This window comes from Synechococcus sp. UW179B, from assembly GCF_900474245.1.
Taxonomy (GTDB): Bacteria; Cyanobacteriota; Cyanobacteriia; order PCC-6307; family Cyanobiaceae; genus Synechococcus_C.
Genome location: NZ_UCNZ01000019.1, coordinates 143,532 through 169,527 on the forward strand (window position 1 = coordinate 143,532; position 25,996 = coordinate 169,527).

Consider the following 25,996-nt stretch of genomic DNA (forward strand, 5'->3'; position numbering starts at 1 on the left):
GCACTGTCCCCTTGCGACTGTCTAATCTAGCTCTTGCAATAATTTATGATGCTCTCTATTTTTGTACTCTTCTAGGTGATATATAGCTTTTTCATCTATTTCTGATCCCTCTTTGATTATAGAATTACAGATTATTATCATCCACTTTTGCTTCAATATTTTTGATATCATTCGCACTCTCTCCCTCCATTGTTTTATCGGCTCCTTCTCGATTAACTTTTCTGTGTATCTGCTCAGTGTATATTTAAATAGACATTCGTTCATCTCATGTCTTGGTTGAAGGATAAGGTCACAAAATAATTTTGCTGAATCGTCTTTTCCTGCATATTCAAAGTCATAGAAGTAAAACTGTTTTTCAATTCTTTTCATGTTGTGAATTCCTACGTCTGACACAGACATTATTATTCCGGTTGCAGGCGTCAGGCTTCTATTCTCTTCTCCATCTTTCATTTTTTCATATATATATTCCGCCTTATTGATAATATTTTCGTGGATCCATTTCTTGCTCAATGAAGTGTCATTGATGTTCGAAAGTTTTTGTTCTAGATCTTTACCTCTCTGATTGATGCCTTCTATCGTTTTTACTATACTTCTATTTGCATCTCTTGCATAGTGCACGAATGAGTTGTCTTCAGCGCATTGTGTGTTTGCAGTGAATTCAATTATCGCATCCACCTCTCTCTTTCTGATATTACTAATATTTTCCCCTTCGATCCAACTTATTATTATCCATCCTGGATCTTTGGAGCACTCATATTCTATCAATTCCGGTGCATTAATTGATGTTATATTTGACATAGATGTTGACCTTGTTTTTCTGATATGTTCCAAGAAATTTATTTCACGCATTCCTCTTTTATCGTTCTTTGTTCTGTACACCTTTAATGCATACTGTTTGTTTTTATCGTCACTTACTCTGAAGACTTTGCTGTTCAATCCTTCTCCTCCCCCTTCGTTAAGCGTGTATACATTTTGCGTTTGTGAAATTATATTGATTACTTTTTTTTTCATTGATACATCTTTGCATCTAATTCTTCCCAGCTGCTAAGTGACTTTATGTCTTTGCTGTTTATTTTCTTGCTTGCTTTTGGGGAATAGTGTATCCCTCTAATTGTAGCCGGTAATTGTTTTATTATCTCAGGCAAATCATCTATATAGTGAGTACACCCTTCTTTTATTATCCTTTCAATTTTATTTTCTTTACTCTCTTCAAATATTACCTGATTTTCCGTCCATCCTAGTCCTTTCTCGCTGAAAAATTCATGCTTTTTTAGCCATCTTCTTGCTGCCTCTTGCAAGTCATATTCTGGCCCCTTGTAAGGTGTCCGTGTTTTATGGCTAATTAAAACCATCGGTATGCCTTGCCTTTTCAGCTTTTTTAATGCTTCAAGCATTCCAATCGCAGGCTCTGCATCAAGAATGTGTTGTCCGTACACTTCACCCTGTAGAAGTGTAAATTCATCTTCCTTTCCCTGTTGTCGCAAATAATCTCGTATTTTTGTTTTGTCCGCAATTAAACTTTTTTCAATTAGCCCTTTTTTGACTGCTAGCTTGTGAAATAGCTTGTCATATTGAACTAGTGTGTTGTCAAAATCTAATCCTAGAAGTGTCATAACGTCTCTGCAAGTTTTGTGATTGATTCGGCGTTAATTCCTTCTCTCTCGCGTACGAAGTCTTGACTTCCTAGTTCATGAACAAAGTGATCATTAATACCCATTCGCCTTAGTTGGATTGTGTTAAGTTGGTTCTCGTTTAACCATTCGAGAAGAGCTGATCCTAGTCCTCCAGTCCGATGGTGCTCTTCAAGGCTAATCCATTTATTGTAGCCTCCATCTACACATGATTGAAGGAACTTGCTGTCTAATGGCTTTACGCCTCCCATGCTTGCGATTCCTATTTTGATTCCTTTTTGGCTCAGTAAATCTCTCGCTTTCATGGCTTCTTCCAGAATCGGTCCTATTCCTAGTAACAGAATATCTTGGCCGGTTCTAAGGAAATTAGCTTTTCCGATACCAAGTGTTTCCTTTTTATCATGTAGATCTGGTTCACCCTTCTTCCCTATCCGTATATATGTTGGTCGCCCTTCTTCAATGGCTTGGCGTAACTGAGCCTCTAATTCCAGTGAATCAGCTGGTGCACATACCTGCAGGTTGGGAATGCTGCGCAGTACGGCCATATCCTCGAGGGAATGGTGGGTGGCACCGAGTTCGGCATACGAAAGTCCCGAGCCGGTTCCCACGATCACCACGGGTGCCTCGTGGTAGGCCACGCCCGTCCGGATTTGCTCCAGACAGCGTGTGGTGGTGAACGGAGTGATTGTGTACACCACGGGTCTTAGGCCGCTCAGCGCCATGCCAGCGGCCATGCTCATCATGTTGCCTTCTGCGATGCCGCAATTGAGGAATCGTGTTGGCGCCACCTCCTTGTAGCGATCAAACATTCGGTTACCGATATCACCCGAAAGCAGGCACACATCGCCTCTTTCCTGGGAAAGTTCAGTCATAACGCGGGCAAAGGCATTTCTCACAACTGCACCTCTTGAAGTTCAGCCAGTGCTGCAGCCAGCTCATCTGGGTTGGGGGTGCGGTAATGCCAATTGTTGTCGTCTTCCATGAATGACACCCCTTTGCCTTTAATTGTGTGGGCTACGACCACACTCGGTTTGCTTGTCTCTGCTCGTGCGGCTGCGAGTGCCTGGCGAATCGCCGCCAGATCATGGCCATCAATCTCCTGGGCATGCCAGCCGAAGGCTTCCCATTTGGCCGCTAAGGGTTCAAGGGCCATCACCTCTTGGCTGCGGCCTGTAGCTTGCCATTTGTTGTAGTCGATAATTGCCGTGAGGTTGTGCAGGTGCTGTCCTGCAGCAAGCATTGCAGCTTCCCAAATGCTGCCCTCATTACATTCGCCATCGCTCAAGAGGGCGTAGCAGCGGTTGTTGTTGCCCTGGATGCGTTGGGCAATTGCCATGCCCAGGGCCATCGGTAGGCCGTGACCCAGGGAACCAGTGGCTGCTTCCACGCCGGGGATATAGCCAGGTTTGGGTGGGTGCTCGTGAAACACACTGCCAGGTTTTCCAAATTCATCCAGGCGCTCAATTGGGAAAAAGCCCCGTTCCGCCAGCACCTGGAACAGCACGGGTGCGCCATGGCCTTTGCTCAGCACAAAGCGGTCACGATCTGCTGCTTCTGGCTGCTGGGGGTCAATTCGCAGTTCTTGCCAATAGAGCGCTATGAGCAATTCAACGCACGAGAGGCAAGAGCCCAGATGAGGAATATGGGCGCTGGCTGAGGTTTTAATTGTGCGTCGCCGGATGTTGAGGGCTATCCGGTTAAGCGCTTCAGTGGTATTGGGAGCTTTGGTGGCCATGTCTTTAGCGGTTTGCCTCTAGTTGCAGATGTTGCATCCATTTCACCGTGTAGCAATTCTCTCCCTCGGGAAGTTCACCATTCCTGTAAGCAGTAGTGATTTCATCAATCGCGCTTTGAACACTGAATTGGGGCTGAAAACCAGTCGCCAGCAATTTGCTGGAATCTTGGCGGTAGGAGCGTGGGTCGTTGGATTCGCTCACCACAATCTCGGAGCCAGTGCCCTGTTGAACCCGTTTGGCAATATCGAGGATTTTCAGATTTTCAAAACCTGCGTTATAGCAACCGGAGGGCAGCTCTGGATGGGCGAGAAAGTGACGATACACATTGGCCATATCCTGAATGTGGATGTTGGGCCTGGTTTGCTCGCCACCAAAAACTGTGATTTTGCCATTTTTGAGCCCCTGGTAGGTGAGCATGTTCACGCTCACATCCAGCCGCATGCGGGGCGACAAACCGCACACGGTTGCTGGGCGGATGCAGTGCACCTGCATCTGATCGGCATAGGAGAGGAACACCCGTTCCGCCACCATTTTGGTTTTGTTGTACACCGAGATTGGGACCAAGGTGAGGTCTTCGGTGACCTGGGGCTCATCCTTCACGCCATACACGCTGCCGGAGCTGGCAAAGAGGAAGTGTTTCACGCCAGCGCGAACGGCTCGATCAGCCAGCTGCTGGCCTGCCAGCACATTCACCTCCCAGCTCAAGGTGGGGTTGAGCTCTACGGCTGGATCATTGGCAATATTGGCCAGATGAATGATGGCCTCCACGCCATCGAGGGGGATGGCATCGGTGTCGCGCACATCCAGCTTGAGGTTGGTGAGCTGAGGGTGCTCCGGTAGGGCATTGCCAAACCACTGGGTGTCGATGCTGATCACGCTGTGGCCATCGGCCAGCAGCAGGGGGATCAGCACGGAGCCCTTGTAGCCGCAGCCACCAGTAACGAGCAGGTTCATGTCTTGTGCTGGTAGCTCCAGGGCAGGGTCTTTAGGGTTGCCAGGTTGGCATCCACCCAGGCCAGTGTCTCCTGAAGCCCCTGCTGTAAGCGGATCTGATCAGACCAGCCATGCACCTGGCGCATGGCTGAACTGTCGAGTAGGTAGCTCTGATCCTTCCCAAGGCGTTCGTCGCTGTTCAGCACCAAAGCGTTGAAGTCAGCACTGGTGAGTGTGCAGATTTGCTCGACAATCGTCCGGATGCTGCAGCTCTCCTGGGTGGATAGATGCCATGTGCTGCCTGGCTCCCCTTTGTTGGCCAACTGCAAGGTGGCGCGAACCACATCCTGAATGTGAATGAAGGCCCGTACGGAGTGCCCTCCGCCATGAAGCTGCATTGGCTTGCCTGTTCGAGCACTCAGCAGGGTGCGGGGGATGATCCGATAGAGCTGCTGGCCTGGTCCATACACGTTCGCGGCGCGTGTGAACACCACGGGGAAGCCATAGGCCTCATGGAAGCTCCGCAGGTGTAGATCACAGGCTGCACGGCTCACGGCATAGGGGGTGCTGGGGGCGAAGTGGTTGTGTTCCTTGATCCATCCCCCATCGGTGCTGCCGTACACCTCCGGGGTGGTGACATGCACGTATTTCTGCAGAAATGGTTTGTGTCGTAGGGCATCGTGCAGTGCCACCTGAGAAACCACGTTGGTGCGGTACCAATGGGTGGGGTTCAGCCAGCTTTCGGCCACCATGCCTTGGGCGGCGAAATTCACCACCAGCTCCGGTTGAACGCGATCGATCAGGTCCAGCAGATCATTCAGCTGACTGTTGAGATCAATCGCTTGAAAGTGGAAGTTCTCAGCAGTGGCTAGGGCTGGACCCTCCCCGTTGATAGGCCAGCGGTAAGGAAGGAACACGGGGTGCGGTTCCGTTGAGCGGCTTACTCCCCAGACTGTGTGCCCAGCGCTTAACGCTTCAGCCACAAAGTGGCTACCGCTGAAGCTGTTGGAGCCGATGACAAGGACTTTTTGATTGCTCATGGCTGCAGCACCTCCTGCAGGCTGCTGCGCAGAGCATTGGCGCTGATGGGCGTGTTGCCCATGGTTTCAACAGCGAGGGCGGCCATACAGCAGGCCAATGCAGCAGTTGGCATCATCGCTTGCCCACTGGCCAATCCGGTGGCAAACAGCGCCAGCAGCGAATCACCTGCGCCAGCCACATCCAGTGGGTTCACGGACAGGGCCGGAAAGGCTTGGTTGCTGAGCGTACTATCGGATTGACGGTCGTAGGCGATGAACCCCTCTGGCCCGAGCTTCATCACGAGGCGTTCACTTCCCGTGATTTGCAGCAGGCGCTGGCTCAAGCGCTCGAGTCCGCTGTCCTTGTCTTGCAGGGCGAGCCGTGCCTCTCGTTCATTGGGGCAGAGCAGTGAGAAGTTTTCGAAGCGGGTGACAGAGCCCACCTGAGTGCTGCACTGGAGGTCCCCGAAGAGCAGCAAGCTGTGCTCTTTGGCGAGCTGATGCACCACCTCCAATATGCGTGGGGTGACGACTCCGTAGACAAAATCCGACACCACGATCCCATCGGCGTGGTGAGCCAGCTTTTGCAGCTGAGCGATCACCTGATCTTCCACGGCTGCATCGAGGTTGTGCTCCTCAAGCCGGCTGACGCGAAACAGCTTTTGGTTCTCCACCAAGTAGCGCTTTTTGAAGGTGGTCGGTCGTGTGGGGTCCGTGCTGAGGCCATCACCGATGCCTTGAACAGCCAGTTGCTGGCGTACGAGCTCGGCTGTGCTGTCTGCCCCCACCACGGAGATGAAATCGCATTGAGCGCCAAGGGCGGTGATGTGAGCCGCCACTACCGCCGCACCACCGATGAAATTTTTGTGCTCCAGTTCCCGCACCACCACCACGGGGGCTTCGGCGCTCATGCCGATGGCTTCACAGGCGGCGTATTGATCCACGATGGTGTCGCCCAGAACAATCAGCCGGGTAGATCTCCAGCTGTTGATAGCGTCATGGAGTTGACCTTGTTCGATTCTCTGCCGCCGGCAGGCGGCCTGAAAGAGGGAAAGGCGTTGTTGGCGGAGATCGCGTTCAGATCCGCTGAGCAGATCCGCGGTGGCGTAGTGAATCTCACCCGCATGAAATTGAACAGTTCCGCCTTGTTGGCGTTGTTGTAGGAGGGTGGTCTGAATTTCAGCGTTGTTTTTGAATTCATTACCCAGAACCAATACCACTGGCTTCAGTGCCTCGATGGCCGCGTTCAGTTCATCGGCTTCCAGCAACAGAACGGCATCTGCAATGCCAAGCAGGCTTAGGGCTTCAGCCCGGTCTTGTTGTTGGAATGCATAATTTGCTTTGCCGTCCCCGATCAAGGCGACCACCAGCTGCTTACCCAGGCCATGGGCATGGCGAAGGTAGCGAATATGGCCAGGATGAATGGTGGTGAAGTGGCCGTAGGCGAGCACACAGCCATGCCAGGAAGCGCCATCCTCTAATCGCAGAAATTGTGTTGACATGTCAGAAGCGGACACTCACAGAGCCAGCAGTGGTTCTATTGCGTATTTCGCTCAAGCGGATTAGTTGAACTTTAGGGGTGTCGAGTGATTGGAAATAGACCGGTCGCACATAGAAAAAGGAAATTGCGTGGATGCTACCGGAGACGTCACATGTTAAAACATAGACCAATATTGAGCTATATAGTAAAAAATGATATGATTTTTTGAATGTAGCCTTTATCGCATGTTTTTAGAGGCCTTTCGGGGTGGATGATCAAAAGTTGCTTTTTATATATTTAAAAAATTAACCCATCTTGCTGTATAAATTTCCTAAGATCGCGTAAATGTTGGTCATAATTAATTTCATTTGAAATCAATAAATTTGACTTGAGTAGTATTTCAAATTCCGAAAAAGTTTCCTGAAAAGCGTCTGAGCGCATCCGCTCTGTTGCAAAATGAAGAGTGATTTTATTTTTGATGCAGTGTCCATACACTTTTTTTCTGACAATTTCTTTTTCGGGTAGCTGCCAAATACTGTAAAAAACTATGTGTTTAAATCCTTCTTTTAGTGCGGCCCACAGTTGGCAATCTGTGCTGCCATTAATCCAGTATTCTGCACGTGACAACACAAACTTCAAAGCATTTGCGTCGCAATATGACTTGACAATTTGATTTTGAATATGCTGTGGAATTCTTTGGCCATTGAATTCGCCACTGGCGATATAGCCTCGCGCAAGATTCATGCCTATCACCATCATATCCATCCATCTGGATGGATATAGTCCATGCCTAATCTTGTGCAATTTTTGACAGTTATTGGCATAAAATACTCGCCTAATCTTTTATCCCAATATGGAGTATGTAATCCTTTGAATCGGCAATTAATTGACCAATGTGTATTTCGCTCTTCATTCAAAGAATAACCGTGCGGTAGGGACTGATCGAAAGCTAGGATTTGTCCATAATCAATCGGAATCCATGTCAGGTCGTCGCGCAGTTCATTAAAGAGTTCATCCGTTGTGAGCCTTAAAAGTTCTTTAGACTCTTTAAGTCTGCGTTTGTAGTCATCTCTCTTTAGTATGTATAGGCACATAGAATCGGTGCAGTTAACAAGCGGGATCCAAATATTGAGTTCAAAAGGTGATACACCATTCCACGTGTCTGCATGTATTGGAAGAATATCGTTTTTATTTTGAGGTAAATTGATTGAGAGTCCTGGCCTCTTCTGCATTGCCAACTCGTTTCCACATAGGGAATGAATAATATTCTTGGCCGAATTGTAGTAATTTTTGTGAAAGCTTGTGTTCTGATAGATCTTTTGCATTATATGGAGCCGAAGATCATTGCTTTCTTCGTGAGATATTGAGTGATGAGCATTTTCAAGGTCTTTGCGGTTTTTTCCACTAAAGCTGGCGAACTCAAAATATGCTCTCTGGATATCATTTTTAATTAATTCGAGATACTGTAAGTCTGCTTTCTCTATTATGTATCCTTCTTTGTTGTATTCATGACTTGCAACAAGTTCTTGGCTATCTCTAAAATCCCACGATCTTTCGCTGTTCATCGCTGGCATGGCTCTCGTCCATAGACATCATAGGTGATCGTGACAGGTCTATTCAAAATAAATAAAAGAGTAATCCCCAGTGTAATTTGTACTATTGAACCACCAACGCCATTCTTTGGGTGTGTTGAAGGCCTCGCAAGTGACCTGCCAGTAAAGAAGATTCACTTTTTCCTGCTCAGTTCGATAGCTTTCGAGGCATAGATATTTGTGTCGTTTTCCAACACGTTCCATCTCTCGAAGGGCGAGATCAAGATCGTACGCAGGCAGATTGTGCAACGTGGTGATGGAAATTACGAGGTCAAAGGTATTGTCTTCCCAAGGTAGGTTGATGGCATTACCAACTTGCAGTCGCTCTCGAATTTCTGGCTTGCAGTTTCTAATTGCATAGTCTGAAATATCGATGCCATAAATTTCTGCATCGGGTATGACTTTTAGAAAGTCGTAAAGAAGGAATCCCTTCCCACAGCCGATATCTAGGATTTTGGGGTTGGCGGGTAGGGGATAATGATTAGCAATGGCGCGAGCGACTTTTTCCCAACGCCCTTCGAGATAGTGATAACCTCCGTAGCAAATTCTTCTATCTCCATCCCAATAGTCTTTAGAAAAATTCTTGGCTATTTCAGCAGCTCTTGCTTTGGGATATTCAGGGTCGTTGACACGTGCCAAGTAATCACGTTGTGTGCTTTTGTGAAGCGCACTCATGAAGTCAAGTTCAGCCATTGCTTAGTGGTTGGATTTGATCGGGTTTATGAGAATTAAGCCACTGCATACATAAGTGGCCGACCACAAGCTGAGTGTCTTCGGCGATTTGCATGTCGTTGATTTCGAAATGAATCACTGTTTTGGCTTGTTCTTTGCATTTTCCTCCTGTAAATGCCAGAATTGCAAATGTTTGTACCCCAATGTTGTTAGCGATATCAATCGCTTTGGTTATGTTTGGCGAATTACCGCTGCCGGAGAGGGCGATCAGGAGATCCCCTTTTTGGCTTTTTACTTCGAGTTGGTGGGCGTATATGTTTTCGTAGCCGGTGTCATTGGCAAGGCAGGTAATTACACCGGTATTGGCGGGTAGTGCTTCTATTCGTAGTCCGGGCAGCTTTGAGCCTGGTCCACAGGCACCGATGCCGTAATGAAGATCATTGGCGATATGAATCGCATTGGCCGCACTTCCACCATTGCCGCAGATGTAGACGTTTCGTCCACTGATCCATGCTTGACGGAGCTCTATCGCGAGATTTTCTATAGCCTCTAAATTTTTTTTGTTGAAACATCCCTGTAGACGCTCTAAATAGGAAAAAGCGCTATTTGTAAACTCGCTCAATGTTGGCGAAGAAAGCGTCATTGCTAATTCTTAGGTAAATGTTGTGCTGAAATGAGTGCCTCAGGGGTGCCAATGTCCAGATATGCATCATGGGTGTGCCAGGTCTGAATTCGGCCTATCAATTTGGGAATCACCTCAGTGCTGAAGTCGCTTGGTGTTGGATTCATCAGGTTGAGGTGATCAAGGAAGTCTTGTTCGAAGGCGTATATTGCTCCATTAGCCCTCTTGCCAGGAGGCTGAGGCAGTTTCTCATGAAACGCTTGGACGACTTGCTGGTTGTCTATCTCAACGATTCCGCAGCTGCTCGGGTTGTCGGTCTTGAAGGTGAGCATGGTTAGGAGGCAGCAAGCCTGGCGCTCGCGGTGGGCAGCCAAGAAATCTTTCAGATCCCCTGCCATGGCGTTGTCGGCGTGAATGAGCAAGCCTGTGGAACCCCTAAAGAACTCTTGGTTGGTCAGCATGGTGCCAGCGGTGCCCAATAACTCAGGCTCGTGAACGCTCTGGACAGTCATCGAGGAGCTCTGCCAGCTCTTGAGGAAGGCCTCAACCTGCTCAGCTAAGTAATGAGTGTTGACAAGTACTGAATCGCAGCCTGCCAACTCAAGTTTTCTGAGCCAGAGGCCCAGTAGTGGCTCTCCGCCTATGGGCACCAAGCATTTTGGAGTGTGCAAGGTGATGGGTCGCAGCCGCGTTCCAAGACCTGCGGCTAGAAGCAGGGCGCGGATGGGTTGTGTCATCACAGGTTCAATGTGGGTAGAGCTTGATCAATGATCAAATCTGCCAATGCAAAGCTTGCAGTAAAGGCAGGCGAGATCGCGTTGAGTACGTGGGTACTGCTTGGGCCTGGCATGCAAAGAAAATCGTCTTCCAGGCGTTCTGTCTGTCGGTTAAACACTTGTGAGCGGATTCCCACTTTTTGGCTGAGTTCAATGTGCTCAGGTTTTACAGCCGGGATCAGCTCCTGGGCAGCTCGAATGAGCAAGGGTGGTAGCGCTAGAAAGGCTTGTTCATGCACATAGCGGCGGAATCCGCCTCGGTTGGCCAAATATTGGCGCGCAAGAACTCCAAGATTTTTTGCGGCCATACCAGGTTCGATGGCTTGGAGGCTGCGGTAATTTTCTCTGCCCCAGGCGGGTGTGGCTGTAGGTCCAATGCTCACCACTGGTGTTGAGTCCGCACTGGGGGTGAAATGAATCCCCAGGAAAGGGACACTTAGATCGGGTACCGGATAGAGATTGGTGCGTGGTTGGATTGGGCAACTCGCTTTGAGTTGCCAGTAGAGCCCTTTGAAGGGCAACAGTGTGTATTGATCGCCCACTCCGAAAAGTTGAGCTACACGATCCGCCTGCAGGCCTGTGCAGTTGAACAGATGGCCATAGCTGAGCTGCGTGCCATCGTTAAGCGTTAGTTGTTGCTGCTCGGGCTGAGCCTCGAAGCCTTGTTGGCCTTCCAGCATGTTCACCCCTCGATCAGCGAGATCCTGACGGAGTCGACGCACCACGCTGATCGGTTTCACGACGGCTGTGTTCGGGCTCCATAAAGCTCGACCGCTGGCCGTTCGGGCTTCTGGGACCAGATCCCTCAGCTGATCGGCGTCCCACAACTCCACCTCGGCGCCATTCGTCCTGCCGCGCTCGGCCAGCACGTCGAGCTGCCCGTCTAATTCAGCCCGCTGAGGCACGATCACCTTGCCGCAGGGGTTAAGCGGCAAGCCACGCTCTTCAATCCAAGAGCGGAGCCGCCGAGCACCCTCAACGCATACCTTGGCTTTCAGTGAACCTGGCTTGTAGTAGATCCCGGCATGGAGAACGCCGCTGTTGCGACCCGAGCTATGGAGACCTAGCTCAAGTTCCTTATCGAGTATCGTGATGCTGCTCGTGAGGCCCCGCTCAAGGAGTTGATGGGCGATCGAAAGACCCACCATCCCTCCTCCCAGGAGCAACACATCGCAGCTTTTTGTGCTCATTTTCTTTGGCCTAGCAGTGAGTGTGGGAAAGCGATCAAGGAGTCCAAGAACCAAAGCTCAGGCTTGGGATTCTGACTGAAGCCTTGTTGCTGCTGCTCTGCCCATGCCTGGGTCTCAGCCCGCTCGCTAGGCCCGTGTCCAGTCAGTACATGGATCAAAGTCTGTACACCTGCGCGAGTCCCAGCTTCCAGGTCTGAAAGACGGTCTCCAACAAGAATCGATTTTTTCAGATCAAGGTTGAGGTCTCGACAGGCCTCCAGCAACATGGCTGGACTGGGTTTGCGCCAGCTTCCTGCTGATGCTTCAGGTCCGTGCCCATTGGCATAGATCCCTGCTATAGATGCCGATGCGCCAAGGAGTGTCAGCAGCCGATCCGTGACACGCTCATAGTCGGACCAATCGAAGTAACCCCTGGCGATTCCGGACTGGTTGGTGATCACAACGATGGCCCAGTTCTTTTTGTGTGCAGCTTCTACGAGATCTTTGCTTCCTGGACAGAGGCTCACCTCAGTTGGATCGCAGAGGTAATGCCTGTCCTCGATTAGCACCCCATCGCGATCGAGAAATAAAGCGGGAGTTGGGTTTTGGTAAGCAGTTCTAAGTAGCCGCCGACGTTCTTTGGGCTCCCACATGGTTGTCGTTGGATCTGGGATGGATCATCTCCTCCTTTTGACGATGCCCAGGAGCCGTTTGGGCACCTTCCAGCCTTGTCTCTCCAAAGCCACGCTCAACTCACGAAATTCGATTAGTGGCTTGGCTCGAAGTTGATGGCGGAAGCCCTGCGCGCGTGATGGCCAATAGGGCTGAACTCTTCTCAGAGCCATGGATAGATCCATCTCTCTTTCACCGTGCTTTCTCTGCGTTGCTGCCTCCCTGCGCTTGACCGAGGGACCCTCTGTGCTGCATGCTCATCAAGCCGTTAGGGATATAGTCCCATCGACGATGCGGATGTAGCTCAGTGGTAGAGCATCTCCTTGCCAAGGAGAGGGTCGAGAGTTCGAATCTCTTCATCCGCTTAATTTGAATTACTGGCCGCGGATTAGCATACGCTGGGTTTTGATTTCTTTAAATCCCAGCTGCTGGTAGAAGCCTGCGCTTTTGGTGGTCATCAGATATACCCGTTCCGTTTGACGGATTGTTGTAGCGCTCAGCAGCGCTTCCACCACTCTCCTGCCTAGCCCGCGCCCTTGTAAGTCGCCTGCCACCACCACATCCCAAAGCACTGCGCGATAGACCCCATCCGTTGTGGCCCGGCCAAATCCCACCATCCGTTTGCCTCGCCAAAGGCTCACCACAACCGTGCTGCCCGCCAGCATGCGCTTTAGTTGGGGTTGGTTGCGGTCCTGAGCCCAGAAGGCGTGTTTGCGGAACAGGCGTTGCAGCTTCAGCAGGCCGCGGGTGGGCCGCAGATCCGGCCCCAGGCCGAACCAGCGCAGCCCCGGTGCTCCGGGGGCATGTTCCACTAGTCGGTAGCGGTTCATGGTGCATTAGATCTGAACCCATCTTCCTTGGCGAGGGAGAGCGCGGCACGAGTCGGTAGGTGGTTTGGACTTTTTTGCCTCACAAGCGGCCGAAAAAGCGCTCAAGAGTGCCTTGTTGCAATGTGAGGTCGGATCCCCCGCAAACCCAGACTCGGCTGGAGAAGCTGCCGCTGAAAACCCTGAGCCGGATGGCGATCAGGACTGAGGGCCAGTCCATGCTGAAATATTGCATTTCATCGTGAAGCCCGTGACCACCGCCAGCGATCGCAAGGGCATCATCCTCGCTGGTGGAAGTGGCACCCGCTTGGCTCCACTCACCTCGGCGGTCAGCAAACAGCTGATGCCGGTGTACGACAAGCCGATGATTCACTATCCGCTCAGCACTTTGATGTTGGCGGGGATTCGTGAAGTGCTGATCATCACCACGCCCCATGACCAACAGGCCTTTCATCGTCTGTTGGGAGATGGCAGTGCCTGGGGGATGACTATCCGCTATGCCGTGCAGCCCAGCCCCGATGGCTTGGCGCAGGCTTTTTTGATTGGGGCTGATTTCCTCGATGGTGACCCGGTTGCCTTGGTGCTGGGAGACAACCTCTTTCACGGCCATGAACTGATCCCTCAGTTGCAGTCGGCTGCAGCGCAGGCTTTAGGCGGCACCGTGTTTGCCTATCCCGTGCGCGATCCCGAGCGTTACGGCGTGGTGGAGTTCGATGCCCAAGGCCGAGCCTTGAGTATTGAAGAAAAGCCCACGCAGCCCAGAAGCCATTATGCCGTTACGGGCCTCTACTTTTATGACGCCTCAGTGGTCGAGAGAGCGCAACACGTGAAACCGTCGGCGCGTGGAGAGTTGGAAATCACCAGCCTCAACCAGATGTATCTGTCGGAAGGAGCGCTCACGGTGGAATTGATGGGGCGTGGGATGGCTTGGCTGGATACGGGCACGTTTGATTCTCTGCATGAAGCCGGTTCCTACATCCGCACGCTCGAGCACCGTCAGGGCATGAAGGTGGGGTGTCCTGAGGAAGTGGCCTGGCGCCAGGGCTGGATTGATGACAAGCAGCTCGAGCATCTGGCCCAGCCCTTGGTGAAAAGTGGCTATGGCTGCTACCTGTTGCAGATGTTGGAAGAAGGCACCAGCGACCATGCCCTGTTCCAACGCAATCTCGATAGCCATGTGCGTCAGGTGAACCATGCAGGCTGAACCGTTGATCGGGTCTGGGGGACAGCCCCTTGAGGGCCCCTTGTTGATCACAACCCGCGTCTTTGGGGATGACCGGGGGTTTTTCTTTGAAAGTTGGAACGAGCGAAGCTTTCAGAGTGCTTTGGTTGGAGCTGGTGTGGCGGAGGCCGAGGCGCAGGCCCTGCGTTTTCGCCAGGACAACCATTCCCGCTCGAGCGCTGGAGTCCTGCGTGGCTTGCATTACCAGCTCCTGCCGGAGCCCCAGGGAAAGCTGGTGCGTTGCAGCCTGGGCGAGATTGTTGACGTGGCAGTGGATCTACGCCGCAGCTCGTCTACTTATGGCCAGTGGGTGTCGGCAGAGCTGAGCGCTGCCAATCAGCAGCAGCTCTGGGTTCCGGTTGGGTTCGCCCATGGTTTCCTCACCCTCAGCGCTGTGGCCGAGGTGCAATACAAAGCCAGTGGCTTTTGGAACCGCGACTGTGAGCGTTCCCTTCGCTGGGATGACCCAACCTTGAAGCTGGCTTGGCCCTTGGCGCGGGCGGGTGTGGCTGCTCCGTTGTTGGCGGCTAAGGATGCGGAAGCCCCTTCTCTGGCTGCACTTGAACGTGCAGGAGACGTGTTCGCATGAGCGGGTGGGTGTTGTGAAAATCCTGCTCACTGGTTCGCAAGGGCAGCTCGGACGCGCACTGCGTGCCTCGTTGCCCCAGATGCTGCAAAACAGAAGCGTGGAGCTGATTGCGACCAGTCGCAACGGTGGCGATGGCTTGGCTGCGCTCGATCTTGCCGATGCAGACGCTTGTCGTGCTGCGGTGCTCGAGTGCAAGCCCGATTGGGTGATCAATGCCGGCGCCTACACGGCGGTGGATCGAGCCGAAACCGAGCCCGAATTGGCCCATGCCGTGAATGCCTTGGCTCCGCGCGCTTTCGCTGAGGCTCTAGCCCAGACGGGTGGTTGTTTGCTTCAGGTCAGCACCGACTTTGTGTTTAACGGCCGGCAAGGTCATCCCTATGGAACGGACCAGCCGAGGGATCCGCTGGGGGTGTACGGCACCACGAAGGCAGCCGGAGAGCAAGCGATTGCTGAGCTGCTGGGGCTCGAGCGGGGGGGCAAGGCGGCGCTGTTGCGCACCAGTTGGGTGTATGGGCCTGTTGGCAATAATTTTCTGTTGACGATGCTTCGCTTGCATCGCCAAAAAGTCGAGGCTGCTGAACCCTTGCGGGTGGTGGCCGATCAAGTGGGATGCCCAACAGCAACGGCTGGCTTAGCTGGGGCCTGTTGGCGGCTGGTGGAGCGGCAGCTTGGCGGAGTGATGCATTGGAGTGATGCTGGTGCTGCGAGTTGGTACGACTTCGCTGTGGCCATTGGGGAATTGGCAGAGGCGGCAGGACAGCTGGAGCGCGCGGCGACGATATCGCCGATCAGCACCGCTGATTACCCCACGCCAGCGCAGCGACCGGCCTATTCGCTGTTGGATTGCACCAGCAGCAGGGAGCTGTTGGGTTTGAGAACCAAGCACTGGTATCAGGCCTTGCGGGAGGTGATCGCTGATGTGGGGACGTAATCCACGCACGCTGCTCTTGCGTGCTTTGTTTCTCGATTGGTTCGGCCAGATCTTGATCTTGGTTTTGATCATGCTGGCCCCCGCAGCCTTTGGGGTGCCGATCGGTGGAACGCAGCTGGTCGGGCAATACAGCTGGTTGCTGTTCTGTTTGTTGCTCTACCCGCTCTTGGGCTGGCTGTTTGGCAGCTACACCGTGTTGCGCTGGCGCCGCCTGCCGCTAGTCGTGCTGCTTCAACGCCTTCTGCTCACTGCGGTTGCCACGTTGATCGTGGTGGCGCTTGCCCGTTGGTTGCTCAATCCCGGTGAGCAGGTGTGGTTGGTGTACAGGCGGGTGCAGTTGGTTTGGGTGGCTGCTGTGATGGGTTGGTCACTATTCGTACGCATCGGTTTGCGCCGCGGCATGCTTTTGCCGGAGTCGCCCAGGCTGTTGTTGCTAGCCGCTGATCAGGAGAGAGAGCCCATCCTTCAGGCTTGGCGCCGCGTTCCCCAAAGGGATCGTCTCGAGACGATTCAACTGGGTCAGCTTCAGAGGGAACTTCAGGGGCTCAATGCACCTTTGATGCTCACATTGACGCCCCAGATCCGCGCCGATCTGTCCTTGCAGCAATTGCGCAATCAGTTGGAAACGGGTGATCCAAGTTTGCTGAGCGTGGTGTCAACGGAGCGGCTCTTTGAGCAGATGCAAGAACGGCTTCCACCCGTGTTGCTTCCCGATGTAGGCCTGATTTATGACGACCTCCCTTGGGCTGCCACGTTCAGCGTGCAAGCGCAATTGAAGCGCGCCGCTGATCTGATCGTGGCGGGAGGATTGCTTGTTTTGAGCTTTCCGTTTGTGGCACTCGCCGCCTTGTTGGTTTGGTTGGAAGATCGCGGACCAGTGTTTTATGTGCAGCAGCGCAGCGGCTGGTTGGGCAGACCGTTCTCGGTGCTGAAGCTGCGCACGATGGAGGTTCAACCTGCGAACGCAGCTCCTACTTGGACGGAACCAGGAGATCGGCGCATCACCAAGGTGGGCTACTGGCTGAGGCGTCTGCGTTTGGACGAGCTCCCTCAGTTGCTGAATGTGCTCTCCGGTGAAATGAGCTTGATCGGCCCAAGGCCGGAGCGCCCAGAGTTTGAGGAGGAGCTTGAACTCCATATTCCCCATTACCGCAAGCGCCATTGGATGCGGCCTGGGTTGAGCGGTTGGGCTCAGGTGTGCGCGCCCTATGCGAGCAGCATTGAGGATTCCGATCTCAAGCTCTCCTACGACTTGTACTACTTGAGGCACTTCAGCACCTGGATCGATTTTGTGATCCTGTTTCGTACGATCAAAACCGTGCTGAAGGCCGGTGGTCGATGACGATGCAACGGGTCCTGGTCACAGGAGGAGCAGGCTTCATTGGCGGGGCCGTCGTGAGGCGCTTGTTGAAGGAAACCAGCTCCATCGTGTTCAGCCTCGACAAGCTTGGTTACGCCAGTGATGTCAGTGGGATTGAACGCACACTGGCTGGGTTAGGAGTTGCTGGAGAAGGGCGGTATCGACTGCTGCAAGTGGATCTCGCTGATGCTGAATCCGTGGTCTCGGCGCTGAAGGAGGCTGATCCCGATCTCGTGCTGCATTTGGCGGCTGAGAGCCATGTGGATCGCTCGATTGATTGCCCAGAAGCGTTTCTCAGCAGTAATGTCTGCGGCACATTTTCGTTGCTTCAAGCGGCCAGGGCCCATTGGGAATCGCTGCCTGAGGCTCGGCAAGAGGCGTTCCGTTTTCATCACATCAGCACCGACGAAGTCTTTGGCTCCTTGGGGGCTACCGGCCGTTTCACAGAAGACACGCCCTACGACCCACGCAGCCCCTATTCAGCCACGAAGGCGGCCAGTGATCACTTGGTGATGGCCTGGCATCACACCTACGGCTTGCCCGTGGTGCTCACCAACTGCAGCAATAACTTTGGCCCATGGCAGTTTCCCGAGAAATTAATTCCCGTGGTGATTCTCAAGGCCGTGGCCGGCGAGTCGATCCCGCTGTATGGCGATGGCGCCCATGTGCGCGATTGGTTGTTTGTGGAAGACCATGTGGATGCCCTCTTGCTTGCAGCCACCCAGGGTCAACTAGGCCAGAGCTATTGCGTGGGCGGGCATGGAGAGCGCACATACAAGCAGGTGGTGGATGCGATTTGTGCCGTGCTGGATCAGTTGAGCCCTCAGGGGGCACCCCACTCACAGCTGATCACTCCAGTAGCGGATCGACCAGGCCATGATCGCCGTTACGCCATCGACCCGCTCAAGATCAGCAATGAGCTGGGCTGGCAGCCGCGCCATGATTTTCAGAAGGGATTAGAGAGCACAGTGCGCTGGTATCTCGCTCATCTCGATTGGTGCAGAGACGTGAGGCAGCGTGCTGGATATGACGGCGAACGGATTGGAATTCAGGCCCCATGATCCGGGTCTAAGCAAGATCTCAGATTCCAGTCATGGCTGAGACACACCTTCGATCTATACATTGAACGGATAGAGCAAACGTTTTCATGTGCTTTCTCTGCGAGCGAGCAGCGGCCCAAAGGCTTGGCCTCATTGGCGAAGCGTCAGTTGCAGCCGGTCTGGAGATGTCCACGGATCTGGTTCCGACTCAAGTCTTGATCAGTAACTCCGCCGCTGAGTTTTCACAGCAGTTGGTAGCTGCTGATGGGGTGATGGATCTCTATCTCCATTCTTCAGGCGGAGCTGTTCAGGTCAGTGGTGGTGGATTTGGATCGCAGACGATTCAGTCGGTTCCGATCACGGGGCAAGATCAGGACTACATCCGCTCCATTGTGAAACGGCTGGATTCGATTATCGATCTTGATTTTTCCTTTGTAGGAGAGGCGTCCCAGGCAGACACGGCGTTCTATTACGACCAGGAAATTGAGGTTGGAGGCAGCGGAAGCGGCCAAACCCTTGGCCTTGCGGTTACTGGTTCGGTGGGTTGGGAATTGTTTATGAATTACCCCGAGGTTGCAGATAATTGGGACTATCGCCAATACGTGAATGTTCACGAGTGGGGACATTCGCTGGGGCTAGAGCATCCCTTTGAAGCGGGCGATGGTGATACCTATGACAGCAACACCGACCCCTGGACCAGTGCCTATCCAGAGCAGACGGTCATGGCCTATCGCAGCCCAGAGTCTGGAGACTGGCCTGATTTCTTCACCACATCTGATCTCAATGCCTTAATCGAGATTTGGGGAGCAGAGGCACAATTTCTGTCCATGGAGGCTGATGAGCTTTGGGGGAAGGGCTATCGAGAGACTATTTATTCAGCACGTGGTGATGATTTGATTCATGCTGCTGCTGGGAATGATCTAGTGCGTGCTGGCAAAGGCAATGATTTTGTGAATGGAAATCAGGGAAATGATGAGATCTGGGGTGATCTTGGTGACGACACCTTGCGTGGCGGTAAAGATAATGATTGGCTGTTTGGAGGCATCGGCAATGATGCACTCTGGGGCGATCGTGGTGCCGATCGCTTTCGTATCTCAGAAGGTGATGACACGATCTGGGATTTTTCCTTTGCGGCTGGTGATCGTCTCGAACTCAATGCAGAACTTGGTTATCAGCTGACGCAGTCTGGTGCTGATCTTTTGTTCAGCACTGCTCTTGGCAGTGCAAGATTGATCAACAACAACCTGTCTGATTTCTCAGTGGATGCTGTTGTTCTGGTTTAAGCAATCGCCTGCAATTCGAAGGGCATGCCGTTTGCCCTTAGCTGCGCAATGTGCCGGCCTGGCGTTGTTTTTGAAAATCGTCAAGAGCTTGAGGTAGGCCTGCGTTGAGCGGAATGCGCGCCTGCCAACCCATCGTGCTCAGCCTGCTGACATCCAATTGTTTTTTGGGTGTGCCATCTGGTTTGCTGCTGTCCCAGTGAATTTCCCCTGAAAAGCCAACGGCGGCAGCGACTTGTTCAGCTAGGTCACGAATCGTGAGGTCGTGGCCAGTGCCCACATTCAGGAAGGTGAGCGGTGTGCCTTGCTCGTTCTTGGGGGCATCGGCATGGTCTGGATTCCAGCGCTTTAGTGCAAATACGCAGGCTTCCCCTAAATCATCGGCATGCAGGAATTCACGCAGGGGTGAGCCGCTGCCCCAGCAGTACACGCACGAAGTCCCATGGTCTTTGGCTTCCTGGAAGCGGCGGATCAAGGCCGGCAACACATGGCTACCGCTGGGATGGTAATTGTCTCCAGGCCCATAGAGGTTGGTTGGCATCAGGCTGATCGCATCAAAGCCGTGCTGCTGGCGCAACGCCTCACAAAGTTTGATTCCGGCGATCTTGGCGATTGCATACCATTCGTTTGTGGGTTCCAGCGCACCGGTGAGCAGCTCTTCTTCTCGGATCGGCTGCGCGGCAAATTTGGGGTAGATGCAGCTGCTGCCTAGAAAGAGCAAGCGGCGCACACCCGCTTGCCAGGCGGTTTCGATCACATTGGTTTGGATCTTGAGATTGTCCAGCAGGAAATCAGCGGGACGGCTGCGGTTGGCTTCAATGCCCCCCACTGTTGCGGCTGCCAGCACAACCACGCTGGGTTTGTGCATAGCCATCCAGCGCTGAACGGCCTGGATATCGAGCAAATCGAGCTCTTGGCGTGCGGGAGTGAGGAGCTCTCCACCGCGCGAAAGGTCGCCATAGCCGGCACGTTGCAAGGCACGCACGATCGCGCTGCCAGCCATTCCCCTGGAGCCTGCAATGAATAGGCGGTCGTTGGCTAGAAGCAAGCTCATTCCCGCGGCCCCACCACAGAGAAGCCTTGGCTCTTGAGGAATGCCTCCTTACCTGCTTCCTCCTGATCTAACGCGATCATTTCGCTCACGAGTTCCTCGAGGCTTGTCGTTGGGGTCCAGCCCAGTTTCTTGTGGGCTTGGCTGGGATCACCCAGGAGTGTTTCCACTTCTGCTGGCCGGAAATAGCGCGGATCGATCCGCACCACCACCTGACCTGTGGCCCGTCTGCCGATTTCCTGCAAGCCCTCACCATCCCACTGGATTGCGCCCCACCCCAGTTGCTGAGCGCTGAGTTCGATGAAGTGCCGCACCGATTCTTGCCGGCCGGTAGCGATTACAAAATCTTCTGGGTGCTCCTGCTGCAGCATCCGCCATTGCATCTCCACATAGTCGCGGGCATGGCCCCAGTCGCGTAATGAATCGAGATTGCCCATGAATAAGCAGCTCTCTAAACCTGCATCAATTCGCGCGAGCCCGCGCGTGATTTTGCGGGTCACGAAGGTTTCCCCGCGCCGAGGGCTCTCATGGTTAAACAGAATCCCGTTGCAGGCGTACATCCCGTAGGCCTCGCGGTAATTCACGGTGATCCAATAGGCATACAGCTTGGCTACTCCATAGGGGCTGCGCGGATGGAAGCGGGTTGTCTCCGTTTGCGGGGTTTCTTGAACCAAGCCGTATAGCTCTGAAGTCGATGCCTGATAGATGCGAGTGGTCTCTGTTAAGCCAAGAATGCGCACGGCTTCAAGGATGCGCAGGGTGCCAAGGGCGTCCACATTGGCCGTGTATTCCGGTGCTTCAAAGCTCACTGCTACATGGCTTTGCGCGCCGAGGTTGTAAATCTCATCAGGCTGAATCTGTTCAATGATCCGTTGCAGATTTGAGCCATCACTGAGGTCGCCGTAATGCAAGGTCAGCCGCGGATCGTCGTCGTGGGGATCTTGATAGAGATGGTCGATCCTGCTGGTGTTGAAGCTGCTAGCTCTCCGCTTGATGCCGTGCACGTTGTAGCCCTTATCGAGCAGTAATTCCGCTAGGTAGCTGCCGTCTTGGCCAGTGATGCCGGTGATGAGAGCGGTTTTGCTGGAAGGGTTCATTGGTGATGGTGTTGGAGTCAGCGCAATGGCAAGAACTGGGCTTGCGGAGGGGCTAAAAATATCTGCGTAAGTCTCGGCTGCAGCGTGCTAGTTCAAGTTGACGCTTCAGGGCCGTGCGTTCGAGTGTCCAGAGCTGGCGGGCCATCCGCAACAAATGGCCCCAATGTTCGCAACCATCAGGTGGGTTGGCGTTAATCCCATCAACTGTATGAATCGCGAGATCAGTTAAAGGCTGCTGGCCGGAGTAAATGCCAGCGTGGGCGTAGCTGCGTTGATGCAGCACAGCGTCCGAATGCACACCTACAACGCCTAAGTGCCGCACTCGCGGCAACAAGCTTTGCAGGCAAGGCTGGTTCCCTAGAAGCAAAGCTTGATTTAAGGAGCAATCCCAGCCACTGATGCGTTCACCGAAGAAGTCTCGTAATAACAAAGGAGCATCCCACCAATGGGGCTGGATAAAAGATTCAAATTGTGCGCGACTAAAGAATAATCCCAGGCTTGATAAGAAATAAGTATCGAAGGCTGTTCTTGGAAGGAAGCTTGCCTTTTTATCCCAATGGTTGAGATGGGCGTTGTTAAAGCAGGTTGAGAAATGCAAATTACCGCAGCGGTATTGCCGATCCCATGAAGGTTGTGCGGTCGCCAGTTCGATGAACTCGAGGCAATCAGCCGACACTTCAAGATCGTCTTCCAGCAGAAGGAAGGTTTCGGCTCCGTCGGCGGAGGCTTCTTGCAGGCAGAAGAGGGGATTGCCGCGCACTCCGTGTTGGCTGCGATTGCGGTTCAGGTTTAATTTGCAAGGAAGTGCAGCTGCTGTGATCAGATCGATGATTTTGTTCTGCTCCTCGGATGGTTCAACGCACACGTAAAGAGACCAATTGGCAAGCCCTCTCACGCATTGCAATGAGGCCAACAGTTGGGCCAACTCTTGGGGCCGGTTCCATGCCGTCAGGCAGATCGCCTTCAGGCCGATTTGTTTGGAAGTGCGAGATGCTGAGGGATCTGTCTCAGGTTGCTTGTTTTCCCTGCTTGCTTGCTGAAAATGCACAGAGGTCTAGGCAACGCATGAAATTATTTTCTCTGTTCGATGTTCTTAGGGCTGTCTGTAGAAGCTTGAGACCACCATTTTTAGGTGCTGCTTCATGGTGATGTCCTTGGGGCCCATGACCAGTCTTGGATCGGCCACTTGGCTCTATTACGTGGATCACACCGCTCGCTTTGAGCGCAACACGGGGATTCAGCGTTGTGTGCGCTGTTTGGCAAGCGCCTTGCTTGAGCTAGGACGCTCACTCCAGCCTGTGGTTTGGGATCGCCCTTCCCGGCGCTTGACGCCTGCCAGCCTCGAAGAGCGTCAGCATATGGCGCGATGGGGTGGCCCTCCGAGCAGTGCCTGGGCTGATGCAGATTGCTTAGCGCGATCGCCGCAGGAGTTGTTGCAGGCTGACCAGCTTCTGATTGTTGAGCTGGTTAGTGGCCCCCACAATCCCGATGCGGATCAGCTTGAGCTGGAGTTGGCCCGCCTTCAGCTTGATGTGGCCTGGTTGTTTCATGACGCCATTCCCTGGCGTTTGGCCGGGTTGTATGGAAAGCATTCGGCCTCTGCGTCTCAGTGCCATGCCCAATACATGGCAGGCTTGGCTCGATTCCCGCTCGTGTTGGCGAATTCACGCACCACTGCGTCCCATCTCCGTGAGTTTTGGGTAGAGCAGAGGATTGCAACATCAACACAGCTGAAGGTGGTGCGCTTAGCAGAGGAATTTCCGCAGACGCTGCGAATGGCCGCTGCGGATCCGCAAGCGCCCTTGATGCTCTGTGTGGCCTCCCTCGAGCCACGCAAAAATCATCGCGGCCTTCTCAAGGCTTTGGCTGCGTTGGTGGCTGAGCAGCGTTGGCCCGCCGGTCTCACGCTGGTGCTGGTTGGCTGGCCCAACGATGCTGGGGTTGTGGCGATGGTGCAGCGAGCTTTGGCCTTGGGCTTGCCCCTGCGTTGGGAGTCTGATGCTGATGATCAGCGGCTGCTTGAGCTGTATCGCCAGGCCCGTTGTTGTGTCTTTCCTTCTTTAGAAGAGGGTTTTGGCTTGCCCGTTGCCGAGAGCCTGTGGCACCGGCGGCCTTGTTTGTGTCGCGGCGATGGTGCGCTGGCTGAGTTGGCGGCAGGCGGCGGTTGCGTCATGGTGGAAACCCGTGATCACGAGCAGCTCAGCTCGGCTCTTCATCGTTTGGCAACGAATGCGGCCTTGCATCAGCACTTAGTGCAAGAGATTCAAAATCGTCCAATGCGGACCTGGGTGCAGGTGGCCATGGAGTGGTGCCATCTGCTTGAGCAGAAACAATGATCTTTAATCAAACGCTTTGGGTTCTCGCTTGTGCGCGCGATTGTGGTTGCTACTTGCCAAAGTTTTTTGACAATCTTGATCGCTTAAGGCCATGTTTTAAAGCGCTAAAAATATTCATTCTTGAAAATGACAGTACGGACGATACATTGGAGCAGATTCAAATCTATGCGAAAAATCGTTCTGGTATTTCTGCCCGTGGCATGCGCGGCATTGATCGATCTCTGCCTGTTCGAACAGAGCGCTTGGCTCACCTGCGGAATGGCTTGATCGGTTGGTTGCGCCGCGAAACCGGATTCAAGTTGGACGATCTTGTGCTCGTGCTGGATTGCGATGAGGTGAACGCTGAGCCATGGGACCTTGGAAACTGGCCCGATGTGTTGGCTTGGTTTCTTTCCCAAAAAGATGCCGCTGCTGTCTTTGCGAATCAACGTGGCCCGTACTACGACCTGTGGGCGTTGCGCCACCCGCAGCGTTGTCCGGTTGATGTGTGGCAGCAAGTTTTGGAGTTGCACTGCCGGCAGCCGCAGCTCAGTGATCTTGAATTAATCGAGCAGGCTTTTCAGCCATGGCAGTTCAGTCTTGATCCATTGGCAGCGCCTGAGCGGGTGAACAGCGCTTTTGGAGGTTTGGGATTTTATAAAATGGAATGGCTACGGCGCAATGAGGGCGCCTATTCAGGGTCGATGAGTCGCTGGATTGATCATCCCGATCGTGGCCTCCGTTTGATTCGCTGGCAGGTGGCTGAGCATGTTGCTTTTCATGCTGGTTTGCGCGCTGCTGGTGGATCGTTGTGGATTCACCCTGGGCTGATTAATTGGACAACGGCAGCATTGCCAGATTTGCGACCTGATCCATCGAGCTGGCGGCATCTTTCGTTTTGAACAAGAGGATGGGATAGTTCGCTTCAAAGTTGTTTCCCTAAATGATCTATAGCGGAGACAACTCTGCGTCCAAGCTGTTTGATTTCGTTCATTGCTAATTGACGCCCTGCTGCGGCAATCCTTTCGCATTGATCGGTATGGCTCTGGCACCACTGCAGCTTCTCGATCAGGTCGGAAAGATTACGAGCGACTGGTACAAAATGCGTGAATGGTTGTAGCTCAGAGTGATACCACTGCCGCCGGTTGCTCTCAACGCGTAGTACGCAGCTTCCGCTGAGTAATTTCCAAAGCAGGCCCCATGAGTTGACATTCCCATCAATTTCGATGAGGAAACGATGCTGGGCAAACGTCCAGGGTTCGCTGCGGGGCGCGAGCAGGCTGTCGCGATCAAGGGTGTCCTGCACGAGTTGCATTGCCTCTTGGTCGCGGCATTGCACCACGGAGGTGAGGCGTGCATCCAGAATTAAAGGATGCAATTGGCTCAGTTGGCACAGCTGGTAACGAGGGTTTTGAGGGAGCCGGCTCACAGTTAATGCTTTGATGCCCGTGCTGGAGCCACGCCAAAAGGCGATTGGCCACCTCTTCTTCCAGGCGGGAAGCGGATGGTGGCTGAGTTGGTCGCGGAAGAGTTTGTAACCCTGAGATCCAAGCGCATAGGGATCTGGCAGCAGGATTCCCGAATCAGAGGCGGCTGCGTCGAAGCGCAAACAGGTGTGGTGTGGCTGCTCGTCGTGCACTTGGATCTGGAAACGCAGCTGGGGCTTCTGCTTCCCCAGCCGCCAGGCAGCAACGCTGGCCACTTGCAGCAGCGGCTCGATCCGTCCGCTCATCCGGTAGGTGTCCTCTGGAACCACAACCAAAGGCGCCTCTTGCCCGCGCAGTTGTACGTCAAGAACAGAGCAAGCACTGGTTGGTTGCAGCCTCCAATAACGCCGATGAAGAGGGGGCCAGCTGCAATGGATGGTGCTCATGGCGGGCTCAGCGTCGTGAAATCAGGCATCCTGGAGAGCTCTTGCGCGACAGCATGAAAATCCTGGTGGCCATCGTGCATCACTGGAATCCTCAAGGCGGTGGTCG

Annotated in this window: 28 protein-coding genes and 1 tRNA gene; 9 read left to right on the top strand and 20 right to left on the bottom strand. The window is 53.3% G+C overall.

Going from position 1 to position 25,996, the window contains the following annotated elements:
• Positions 1 to 21: 21 nt before the first annotated feature.
• The 14 genes from DXY38_RS08140 to DXY38_RS08205 all read right to left on the bottom strand — a co-directional run bounded on the left by DXY38_RS08140 (position 22) and on the right by DXY38_RS08205 (position 12,283).
• Complete coding sequence (locus tag DXY38_RS08140; protein ID WP_115071205.1) at positions 22 to 1,011, bottom strand: hypothetical protein; 990 nt, start codon at positions 1,009 to 1,011, stop codon at positions 22 to 24.
• Positions 1,008 to 1,613 carry a haloacid dehalogenase-like hydrolase gene (locus DXY38_RS08145; RefSeq protein WP_115071206.1) on the bottom strand — a complete coding sequence of 202 codons (606 nt, stop codon included), beginning with the start codon at positions 1,611 to 1,613 and terminating at the stop codon, positions 1,008 to 1,010. Before DXY38_RS08145 ends, DXY38_RS08140 begins: the two co-directional genes overlap by 4 nt.
• The gene (locus tag DXY38_RS08150) at positions 1,610 to 2,503 is read right to left on the bottom strand and encodes a transketolase family protein (protein WP_244279058.1); all 894 of its coding nucleotides are present in this window, start codon (positions 2,501 to 2,503) and stop codon (positions 1,610 to 1,612) included. The genes DXY38_RS08145 and DXY38_RS08150 overlap by 4 nt, the downstream gene beginning before the upstream one ends.
• Positions 2,504 to 2,523: 20 nt before the next feature.
• Positions 2,524 to 3,366 carry a transketolase gene (locus DXY38_RS08155; protein WP_115071208.1) on the bottom strand — a complete coding sequence of 281 codons (843 nt, stop codon included), beginning with the start codon at positions 3,364 to 3,366 and terminating at the stop codon, positions 2,524 to 2,526.
• 4 nt (positions 3,367 to 3,370) lie between these two features.
• Positions 3,371 to 4,321 carry an NAD(P)-dependent oxidoreductase gene (locus DXY38_RS08160; protein WP_115071209.1) on the bottom strand — a complete coding sequence of 317 codons (951 nt, stop codon included), beginning with the start codon at positions 4,319 to 4,321 and terminating at the stop codon, positions 3,371 to 3,373.
• The gene (locus tag DXY38_RS08165) at positions 4,318 to 5,340 is read right to left on the bottom strand and encodes an NAD(P)-dependent oxidoreductase (RefSeq protein WP_115071210.1); all 1,023 of its coding nucleotides are present in this window, start codon (positions 5,338 to 5,340) and stop codon (positions 4,318 to 4,320) included. The genes DXY38_RS08160 and DXY38_RS08165 overlap by 4 nt, the downstream gene beginning before the upstream one ends.
• Positions 5,337 to 6,821 (bottom strand): PfkB family carbohydrate kinase, encoded by a 1,485-nt coding sequence (locus DXY38_RS08170; RefSeq protein WP_115071211.1) that lies wholly within the window; start codon positions 6,819 to 6,821, stop codon positions 5,337 to 5,339. Before DXY38_RS08170 ends, DXY38_RS08165 begins: the two co-directional genes overlap by 4 nt.
• Positions 6,822 to 7,096: 275 nt before the next feature.
• Positions 7,097 to 7,564 carry an LIC12192 family sporadic carbohydrate cluster protein gene (locus DXY38_RS08175; protein WP_115071212.1) on the bottom strand — a complete coding sequence of 156 codons (468 nt, stop codon included), beginning with the start codon at positions 7,562 to 7,564 and terminating at the stop codon, positions 7,097 to 7,099.
• Positions 7,555 to 8,373, bottom strand: a complete 819-nt coding sequence (locus DXY38_RS08180) for a sporadic carbohydrate cluster 2OG-Fe(II) oxygenase (protein WP_115071213.1) — start codon at positions 8,371 to 8,373, stop codon at positions 7,555 to 7,557. Before DXY38_RS08180 ends, DXY38_RS08175 begins: the two co-directional genes overlap by 10 nt.
• Before the next feature lie 39 nt (positions 8,374 to 8,412).
• On the bottom strand, positions 8,413 to 9,084 hold the full coding sequence (locus tag DXY38_RS08185; protein ID WP_115071214.1) for a class I SAM-dependent methyltransferase: 672 nt from the start codon (positions 9,082 to 9,084) through the stop codon (positions 8,413 to 8,415).
• Positions 9,077 to 9,706: an SIS domain-containing protein gene (locus tag DXY38_RS08190; RefSeq protein ID WP_115071215.1), complete on the bottom strand. Its 630-nt coding sequence runs from the start codon at positions 9,704 to 9,706 to the stop codon at positions 9,077 to 9,079. Before DXY38_RS08190 ends, DXY38_RS08185 begins: the two co-directional genes overlap by 8 nt.
• A 2-nt stretch (positions 9,707 to 9,708) precedes the next feature.
• On the bottom strand, positions 9,709 to 10,422 hold the full coding sequence (locus DXY38_RS08195) for a nucleotidyltransferase family protein (protein ID WP_115071216.1): 714 nt from the start codon (positions 10,420 to 10,422) through the stop codon (positions 9,709 to 9,711).
• Positions 10,422 to 11,651 (bottom strand): NAD(P)/FAD-dependent oxidoreductase, encoded by a 1,230-nt coding sequence (locus tag DXY38_RS08200; RefSeq protein WP_115071217.1) that lies wholly within the window; start codon positions 11,649 to 11,651, stop codon positions 10,422 to 10,424. Before DXY38_RS08200 ends, DXY38_RS08195 begins: the two co-directional genes overlap by 1 nt.
• Positions 11,648 to 12,283 carry an HAD-IIIA family hydrolase gene (locus tag DXY38_RS08205; protein ID WP_115071218.1) on the bottom strand — a complete coding sequence of 212 codons (636 nt, stop codon included), beginning with the start codon at positions 12,281 to 12,283 and terminating at the stop codon, positions 11,648 to 11,650. Before DXY38_RS08205 ends, DXY38_RS08200 begins: the two co-directional genes overlap by 4 nt.
• A 312-nt stretch (positions 12,284 to 12,595) precedes the next feature.
• On the opposite strand from DXY38_RS08205, the gene DXY38_RS08210 reads away from it, so the two are divergent.
• A tRNA-Gly gene (locus DXY38_RS08210) sits at positions 12,596 to 12,667 on the top strand.
• A gap of 9 nt (positions 12,668 to 12,676) precedes the next feature.
• On the opposite strand, the gene DXY38_RS08215 is transcribed toward DXY38_RS08210, so the two are convergent.
• Both DXY38_RS08215 and DXY38_RS13685 read right to left on the bottom strand, forming a co-directional pair.
• Positions 12,677 to 13,132, bottom strand: coding sequence for a GNAT family N-acetyltransferase (locus tag DXY38_RS08215; RefSeq protein ID WP_115071219.1), 456 nt, complete (start codon positions 13,130 to 13,132; stop codon positions 12,677 to 12,679).
• 79 nt (positions 13,133 to 13,211) lie between these two features.
• Positions 13,212 to 13,349: a hypothetical protein gene (locus DXY38_RS13685; protein ID WP_170952894.1), complete on the bottom strand. Its 138-nt coding sequence runs from the start codon at positions 13,347 to 13,349 to the stop codon at positions 13,212 to 13,214.
• A 30-nt stretch (positions 13,350 to 13,379) separates the two neighbouring features.
• Here DXY38_RS13685 and rfbA point away from each other — a divergent pair, with 30 nt between their 5' ends.
• From rfbA to DXY38_RS14000, 6 genes are all read left to right on the top strand, one after another.
• Positions 13,380 to 14,333 carry a glucose-1-phosphate thymidylyltransferase RfbA gene (gene rfbA / locus DXY38_RS08220; RefSeq protein ID WP_115071276.1) on the top strand — a complete coding sequence of 318 codons (954 nt, stop codon included), beginning with the start codon at positions 13,380 to 13,382 and terminating at the stop codon, positions 14,331 to 14,333.
• Positions 14,323 to 14,940 (top strand): dTDP-4-dehydrorhamnose 3,5-epimerase, encoded by a 618-nt coding sequence (gene rfbC, locus DXY38_RS08225; protein ID WP_115071220.1) that lies wholly within the window; start codon positions 14,323 to 14,325, stop codon positions 14,938 to 14,940. Before rfbA ends, rfbC begins: the two co-directional genes overlap by 11 nt.
• A gap of 13 nt (positions 14,941 to 14,953) precedes the next feature.
• Positions 14,954 to 15,874, top strand: coding sequence for a dTDP-4-dehydrorhamnose reductase (gene rfbD / locus DXY38_RS08230; protein ID WP_115071277.1), 921 nt, complete (start codon positions 14,954 to 14,956; stop codon positions 15,872 to 15,874).
• On the top strand, positions 15,861 to 17,216 hold the full coding sequence (locus tag DXY38_RS08235) for a sugar transferase (protein ID WP_115071221.1): 1,356 nt from the start codon (positions 15,861 to 15,863) through the stop codon (positions 17,214 to 17,216). Before rfbD ends, DXY38_RS08235 begins: the two co-directional genes overlap by 14 nt.
• Positions 17,213 to 18,295 (top strand): dTDP-glucose 4,6-dehydratase, encoded by a 1,083-nt coding sequence (gene rfbB, locus DXY38_RS08240; RefSeq protein WP_115071222.1) that lies wholly within the window; start codon positions 17,213 to 17,215, stop codon positions 18,293 to 18,295. The genes DXY38_RS08235 and rfbB overlap by 4 nt, the downstream gene beginning before the upstream one ends.
• 164 nt (positions 18,296 to 18,459) lie before the next feature.
• Positions 18,460 to 19,557: a hypothetical protein gene (locus DXY38_RS14000; protein WP_170952895.1), complete on the top strand. Its 1,098-nt coding sequence runs from the start codon at positions 18,460 to 18,462 to the stop codon at positions 19,555 to 19,557.
• 37 nt (positions 19,558 to 19,594) lie between these two features.
• On the opposite strand, the gene DXY38_RS08250 is transcribed toward DXY38_RS14000, so the two are convergent.
• From DXY38_RS08250 to DXY38_RS08260, 3 genes are read right to left on the bottom strand one after another with little or no spacing between them, the layout of a single operon-like run.
• Complete coding sequence (locus DXY38_RS08250) at positions 19,595 to 20,608, bottom strand: GDP-L-fucose synthase (protein ID WP_115071224.1); 1,014 nt, start codon at positions 20,606 to 20,608, stop codon at positions 19,595 to 19,597.
• A complete protein-coding gene (gene gmd, locus DXY38_RS08255) occupies positions 20,605 to 21,702 on the bottom strand; it encodes a GDP-mannose 4,6-dehydratase (RefSeq protein ID WP_115071225.1) in 1,098 nt (365 codons plus the stop codon). Before gmd ends, DXY38_RS08250 begins: the two co-directional genes overlap by 4 nt.
• 52 nt (positions 21,703 to 21,754) lie before the next feature.
• Positions 21,755 to 22,627 (bottom strand): hypothetical protein, encoded by an 873-nt coding sequence (locus DXY38_RS08260; RefSeq protein WP_136988071.1) that lies wholly within the window; start codon positions 22,625 to 22,627, stop codon positions 21,755 to 21,757.
• Positions 22,628 to 22,844: 217 nt separating this feature from the next.
• Here DXY38_RS08260 and DXY38_RS08265 point away from each other — a divergent pair, with 217 nt between their 5' ends.
• Together DXY38_RS08265 and DXY38_RS08270 are read left to right on the top strand one after the other, a co-directional pair.
• Positions 22,845 to 24,038, top strand: a complete 1,194-nt coding sequence (locus DXY38_RS08265; protein WP_115071227.1) for a glycosyltransferase — start codon at positions 22,845 to 22,847, stop codon at positions 24,036 to 24,038.
• 200 nt (positions 24,039 to 24,238) lie between these two features.
• Positions 24,239 to 24,919 carry a hypothetical protein gene (locus DXY38_RS08270; protein WP_170952897.1) on the top strand — a complete coding sequence of 227 codons (681 nt, stop codon included), beginning with the start codon at positions 24,239 to 24,241 and terminating at the stop codon, positions 24,917 to 24,919.
• A gap of 23 nt (positions 24,920 to 24,942) precedes the next feature.
• Here the strand turns inward: DXY38_RS08270 and DXY38_RS08275 are convergent, their stop codons facing one another.
• Positions 24,943 to 25,890, bottom strand: coding sequence for a glycosyl transferase family 90 (locus tag DXY38_RS08275; protein WP_115071229.1), 948 nt, complete (start codon positions 25,888 to 25,890; stop codon positions 24,943 to 24,945).
• Positions 25,891 to 25,996 lie beyond the last annotated feature (106 nt).

Excerpts from the sequence above, each read along its gene's own strand:
- DXY38_RS08185 (WP_115071214.1), bottom strand. The coding sequence starts at position 9,084 with ATGGCTGAACTTGACTTCATGAGTGCGCTTCACAAAAGCACACAACGT.
- DXY38_RS08160 (WP_115071209.1), bottom strand. The coding sequence starts at position 4,321 with ATGAACCTGCTCGTTACTGGTGGCTGCGGCTACAAGGGCTCCGTGCTG.
- DXY38_RS08250 (WP_115071224.1), bottom strand. The coding sequence starts at position 20,608 with ATGAGCTTGCTTCTAGCCAACGACCGCCTATTCATTGCAGGCTCCAGG.
- gmd (WP_115071225.1), bottom strand. The coding sequence starts at position 21,702 with ATGAACCCTTCCAGCAAAACCGCTCTCATCACCGGCATCACTGGCCAA.
- rfbB (WP_115071222.1), top strand. The coding sequence starts at position 17,213 with ATGACGATGCAACGGGTCCTGGTCACAGGAGGAGCAGGCTTCATTGGC.
- DXY38_RS08235 (WP_115071221.1), top strand. The coding sequence starts at position 15,861 with ATGTGGGGACGTAATCCACGCACGCTGCTCTTGCGTGCTTTGTTTCTC.
- DXY38_RS08150 (WP_244279058.1), bottom strand. The coding sequence starts at position 2,503 with ATGACTGAACTTTCCCAGGAAAGAGGCGATGTGTGCCTGCTTTCGGGT.
- DXY38_RS08270 (WP_170952897.1), top strand. The coding sequence starts at position 24,239 with ATGCGCGGCATTGATCGATCTCTGCCTGTTCGAACAGAGCGCTTGGCT.
- DXY38_RS08265 (WP_115071227.1), top strand. The coding sequence starts at position 22,845 with ATGGTGATGTCCTTGGGGCCCATGACCAGTCTTGGATCGGCCACTTGG.
- DXY38_RS08195 (WP_115071216.1), bottom strand. The coding sequence starts at position 10,422 with ATGACACAACCCATCCGCGCCCTGCTTCTAGCCGCAGGTCTTGGAACG.
- DXY38_RS08215 (WP_115071219.1), bottom strand. The coding sequence starts at position 13,132 with ATGAACCGCTACCGACTAGTGGAACATGCCCCCGGAGCACCGGGGCTG.
- DXY38_RS08275 (WP_115071229.1), bottom strand. The coding sequence starts at position 25,890 with ATGAGCACCATCCATTGCAGCTGGCCCCCTCTTCATCGGCGTTATTGG.
- DXY38_RS08175 (WP_115071212.1), bottom strand. The coding sequence starts at position 7,564 with ATGGATATGATGGTGATAGGCATGAATCTTGCGCGAGGCTATATCGCC.
- DXY38_RS08170 (WP_115071211.1), bottom strand. The coding sequence starts at position 6,821 with ATGTCAACACAATTTCTGCGATTAGAGGATGGCGCTTCCTGGCATGGC.
- DXY38_RS13685 (WP_170952894.1), bottom strand. The coding sequence starts at position 13,349 with ATGGACTGGCCCTCAGTCCTGATCGCCATCCGGCTCAGGGTTTTCAGC.
- DXY38_RS08205 (WP_115071218.1), bottom strand. The coding sequence starts at position 12,283 with ATGTGGGAGCCCAAAGAACGTCGGCGGCTACTTAGAACTGCTTACCAA.
- DXY38_RS14000 (WP_170952895.1), top strand. The coding sequence starts at position 18,460 with ATGTCCACGGATCTGGTTCCGACTCAAGTCTTGATCAGTAACTCCGCC.
- DXY38_RS08180 (WP_115071213.1), bottom strand. The coding sequence starts at position 8,373 with ATGCCAGCGATGAACAGCGAAAGATCGTGGGATTTTAGAGATAGCCAA.
- DXY38_RS08155 (WP_115071208.1), bottom strand. The coding sequence starts at position 3,366 with ATGGCCACCAAAGCTCCCAATACCACTGAAGCGCTTAACCGGATAGCC.
- rfbC (WP_115071220.1), top strand. The coding sequence starts at position 14,323 with ATGCAGGCTGAACCGTTGATCGGGTCTGGGGGACAGCCCCTTGAGGGC.
- DXY38_RS08190 (WP_115071215.1), bottom strand. The coding sequence starts at position 9,706 with ATGACGCTTTCTTCGCCAACATTGAGCGAGTTTACAAATAGCGCTTTT.
- DXY38_RS08140 (WP_115071205.1), bottom strand. The coding sequence starts at position 1,011 with ATGAAAAAAAAAGTAATCAATATAATTTCACAAACGCAAAATGTATAC.
- DXY38_RS08165 (WP_115071210.1), bottom strand. The coding sequence starts at position 5,340 with ATGAGCAATCAAAAAGTCCTTGTCATCGGCTCCAACAGCTTCAGCGGT.
- DXY38_RS08200 (WP_115071217.1), bottom strand. The coding sequence starts at position 11,651 with ATGAGCACAAAAAGCTGCGATGTGTTGCTCCTGGGAGGAGGGATGGTG.
- DXY38_RS08145 (WP_115071206.1), bottom strand. The coding sequence starts at position 1,613 with ATGACACTTCTAGGATTAGATTTTGACAACACACTAGTTCAATATGAC.